Origin of the sequence: Rubritepida flocculans DSM 14296 (assembly GCF_000425365.1) — a bacterium.
Taxonomy (GTDB): Bacteria; Pseudomonadota; Alphaproteobacteria; order Acetobacterales; family Acetobacteraceae; genus Roseococcus; species Roseococcus flocculans.
The window spans coordinates 1-1127 of sequence record NZ_AUDH01000073.1 but is presented as its reverse complement, the minus strand read 5'-3'; the positions used below and the strand labels follow the sequence as shown (position 1 = coordinate 1127).

General features: G+C 71.0%; 3 protein-coding genes. All 3 read right to left on the bottom strand.

The genetic code is table 11. The features are described 5' to 3' along the window. Positions 1 to 528 (bottom strand): hypothetical protein (locus H596_RS0118910; RefSeq protein WP_027286189.1); only part of this gene is annotated, 528 nt, incomplete at its 3' end. Continuing rightward, a complete protein-coding gene (locus tag H596_RS23675; RefSeq protein WP_158295652.1) occupies positions 516 to 947 on the bottom strand; it encodes an HNH endonuclease signature motif containing protein in 432 nt (143 codons plus the stop codon). The genes H596_RS0118910 and H596_RS23675, both read right to left, overlap by 13 nt. A gap of 12 nt (positions 948 to 959) precedes the next feature. After that, a complete protein-coding gene (locus H596_RS24780) occupies positions 960 to 1115 on the bottom strand; it encodes a DUF6511 domain-containing protein (protein WP_281168399.1) in 156 nt (51 codons plus the stop codon). Between the last annotated feature and the right edge of the window lie 12 nt (positions 1116 to 1127).

Genomic DNA, 1127 nt, shown 5'->3' with positions numbered 1-1127 from the left:
CTGCACCTGCGCGAAGTAGATCGGCTTGGAGAGGCGCAGCCCGCGCTTGACCAGGTCGGTCCAGGACTTCTGGCCGAGCGCCTTGTGCTCCCACATCGCGGGCCAGCGCAGCCCGACCGCGGGGCCGCCGACGATCACGCCGTCGGCGTGGCCGCGCAGCCGACCGCCCGCCGCCACGAAGCCGAACTGCTCGCCATCGGCGCCGCGGTCGCGCAGGTCGAAGCCGGCGAGGCGCAGCCAGCGGATGGACAGCGCCTCGAACTGATGCCCCGCGTCGAACACCCGCAGGATGCCCGGCTCGAAGTCGCGGTCCTTCGGCGCGTGGGTGATCTCGTAGACCAGCTTGCGGGCGCAGGGCTCGCCGACGCGGCTGCCGCCGAGGTAGTCGCGCGGCCGCTGCTGCCGCCGCCGTGCCAGCAGGGCGGCGTCGAGATGCGCGTTGATGCGGGCGGTGATGGCGGCGGCGTCGCCCGGCCGCGCATCGCCTCGCCCGTAGACGGCGCCGGAGCCGGAGTTCAGGTCGAGCATCCTACACTCCGCCTCTGGCGCGCCTTCGCCGTCGGGCTGTCTGCCCCGGTCCTGTTGCGGCAGTATTCGAGGAAGCCCGGCGCGTTCAGGTTCTCCTTCTGCGTGCCCCAGCGGAGGTTGCTCGCTCGGTTGTTGGCCGCGTTCTCGTCGAGGTGCATCACCACGGCGCCTTCGAAAGGAGGCGGTCCGTGGAATGCCTCTGCGACGAGCCGCGCGACCTTCCAGGTGCGCTCTCCCACCGTCGTGACAAAGCGCCCGTCGGTCTTGTTCCAGACGCCGAAGGTCGGCGTTCCGCCGTAGGGGCGCTCCCCTCCGTTGGGCATCGGTCCGCGATACGGCGCGATCATCACGCGCCCCTCGCTGCTGGCCAGCACGCCAGGCACGCTGGGGACGTCGCGCCAGATCTCTCCGGTGCTCATGGCGATGTCCCCTCAACTAAAAGGAATAGGGTCGTCGAGCGGATCGCGCTCGGCGGCCTGGCGCTGCATCGAGGCCTGGAAGCCGTCGACGCAGGCCTCGATGATGCGGTCGATCTCGGCCGCGCTGCGGTCGTGGAAGGGCGCCATGAGGTTCAGCTCGATCAGCACCTCGGCGAGCGG